General features: G+C 72.1%; 2 protein-coding genes. Both read right to left on the minus strand.

Features of this window, described 5'->3' with window-relative positions; translation table 11 throughout:
- Window positions 1–549 (minus strand): hypothetical protein (locus tag PV363_RS09355; RefSeq protein WP_301022189.1); only part of this gene is annotated, 549 nt, incomplete at its 3' end.
- Between the two features lie 50 nt (window positions 550–599).
- Entirely contained in the window at window positions 600–2,642 is a 2,043-nt protein-coding gene (locus PV363_RS09360) for a VWA domain-containing protein (RefSeq protein ID WP_301022190.1), read from the minus strand.
- Between the last annotated feature and the right edge of the window lie 111 nt (window positions 2,643–2,753).

Genomic DNA, 2,753 nt, shown 5'->3' on the forward strand with positions numbered 1-2,753 from the left:
CGTCGGCTCCTCCACCACCCGGATCTCGAGCGTCTCGTCCGTCTGCTCCTCGCTGCCCTCGGACACCTCGCGCGTGACGCTGAAGGTGATGGCGTCACCGTCGACGCACTCGTCCGAGTCGCCGGCCCCCGCGGCGGCGCTGGCCACGACGATCGGCTGGTGCCCTCCTCCCGCCGAGGAGGAGTCGCCCTTGCCGCAGCTCGTGTTGCCCGCGAACGCCTCGACCGTGACCTTGTGCTTGGCGGTCGGCGCCCCGGACGGCACTGCTGCGGCGAAGCGGACGGTCGAGCCGTCGACGGTCCGCTTGACCGTGTACCAGCGTTGGCCCTCTGCGGTGCCGGTGAGGCCGATGGTGTCCTTCCAGTCACCCGCCTCGAGCCCGGTCGCGTCGCCGGCGCTGGCGCCGCCGTCGACCGACTTCCCGGCCGGCTCGTACGTCGCCGCGTCGTCGGCCGCGGCCGGTGGGGGCGTGGTGAGGACGACGGTCGCGGTCAGCGCCGCGGCTGCGACGAGGACTGGGGTCCGGAGAGGGAGTGCATGTCGGTGCACGGTGGTCCTTTCGTGGATCTCGGGCGAGGAGAGGGCGGTCAGGCAGGTCTTCACTGGTACGGGCTCGCGCCGCCCGACCCGTCCCAGGGCTGGTAGGCCGGCGGAGCCTGCTCCGCCGACTGGCGTCGCCGGCGACGGACGACGAGCAGGGCGGCGACGCCGCCCAGGACCAGGACGGCTCCTGCCCCGGCCAGGGCGAACGGGAGCCAGCCGGCGCCGTCGTCGGAGTCTGTCGCCGAGCTCGCGGACGTGTCGCTCGCGTCGGCCTCGCCGGAGTCGTCGTCGCCGGGGTCGACCGTCTCGCTCGTCTCGCCGCCGAACTGCGGCGCCTCGCCGTCGTACTCCGGCACGCCCTTGCGCTCCCCGTTGCGGGCGAGGCCGAGGGTGAACCCGAGCTCGACACCTGCCGCTGCGCCCTCGACGGTCCCGCCGTTCTCGCCGGCGACGCCGAGGACGAGGTAGTACGGTCCGGCGATCGAGGCCGCGGCATTGCCGTCGGCGGTCGAGCGGCGCTCGTTGTAGGTCACCACCGGGGTCACCGCGGCCAGCTCGGGCGACGAGAAGTCCGTGAGCCTGCCCTGGGAGTCGGAGACGAACGGTGCTCGCGCGATGGCGCGCCCGGGGGAGAACGTCCACAGCGTGGTGTTGAGGTCGACGTCGCCCAGAGCCTGCTTCTGGGTGTCGGTGATCGGGTCGAACTGGATCACCGAGGACAGGCTCTGGCCCCAGTCGAGGTCGATGCGGAAGATCTGGGTCTCGCCGGGCACGATCGACCCTCGGAAAGCGCCGGGGTCGAGCGGCGCCGCGTCGCCGAAGGAGACTCCGCCGGTCGGGAGCGGGGTCGGGTCGGACATCGAGGGCACGTCCTCGGACGCCTTCGGGGCCGAGGCGGGCAGGCTGGCGGCGTTGGCCGCGGGCGGCTCCTCGATGATGCGGATCTCGACGAGCTCCTCCGTACGCCGTGACACGTCGCCGGACTGCTTGCCACGGGTCACGTTGAAGGTGATCTCGGAGCCGTCCTTGCACTCGTCGTTGTAGTCGCGGTTGCCGGGGACGGCCTCGGTCGCGACCAGGATCGGCTGGTAGCCGGTGCCCGCCTGTGAGTCCGCGCCGGTGCCGCAGTCCTCGCTCCCGACGAACGTCTCGACGTACAGGCCGTCGTCGACCTCGTACCCTCCGGTCGGACCGGCGATCGCGGCGGAGACCCGCACCGTCGACCCGGGGATCGTGCGGGTGAACCGGAACCAGCGCTGCCCCGGGACCGTGTGCTGCGGACCGAGGACGTCGCGCCAGTCGCCGGTGGTGATCGGCGTGGCGTTCGCGGCGTCGGGGCCGCCGGTGATCGGGGTGCCGATCGCGGTCCACGGGCGCGCGGCGCGGACGGCCGCCGTGTCGAGCGCACCGGACAGCTCGCCGGCGTCCTCGGCGTCGTAGTAGCGGCCGTTGCCGGCCTCGGCGATGCAGCGCAGCTGCTTGCGGGTCTTGGCGTCGACGGACAGGCCGACGACGTCGACGGTGAGGTCGATGCCTTGCTTGGAGATGCGCGCGGCGACCTTGCACGGGTCGGGAGCGCAGGTGGACTCCCCGTCCGAGACGAGGACGATCGATCGCCGCCCTTCGTCGCCGAGGTCGCGTGCGGCCTCGAGCAGCGCCGTGCCGATCGGCGTCTCACCGTACGGCTTGTAGGCGCTGATCGCGGCACGCAGCGCGTCGCGGTTGTCGGTGCCGGGGTCGACGACCTTCTGGGTGTCGGTGCAGGCGCCCTTGTCGTTGCGCGAGAAGACCGTCGCGCCGAAGACACGCATCCCGACGTCCTGGGAGTCGGACAGCTTGTCGACGACGCTCTCGAGGGCGGTCCGGGCTGCCTCGATCTTCGTCGCGCCGTCTCCCGCCTTCTCCTTCATCGACCCCGAGGAGTCGAGAACCAGCATCATCCGTCCCGTGTCGTCGGCGTCGGCAGATGCCAGCGCCGGGGCGGAGGACGAGGCGGCGGAGGCGCCGGTGGCAAGAGCCGTGGAGGCGATGAGAGCGCCACCGAGGACGGTCGTGGCGATGCTGGCTGTGCGGCGGGCCAGGACGTGGGGGAGTCGCACGGGGTTCCTCTCGGAGGGGCGGCCGGGGAGGCGCAGAGGCGATATTTGCGATTGCGAACACGACCATATGTTTGCGATTGCGAACACGTCAAGTCTCGGAGGAAGCATTCC

Origin of the sequence: Mumia sp., from assembly GCF_028803055.1 — a bacterium.
Classification (GTDB): domain Bacteria; phylum Actinomycetota; class Actinomycetes; order Propionibacteriales; family Nocardioidaceae; genus Mumia.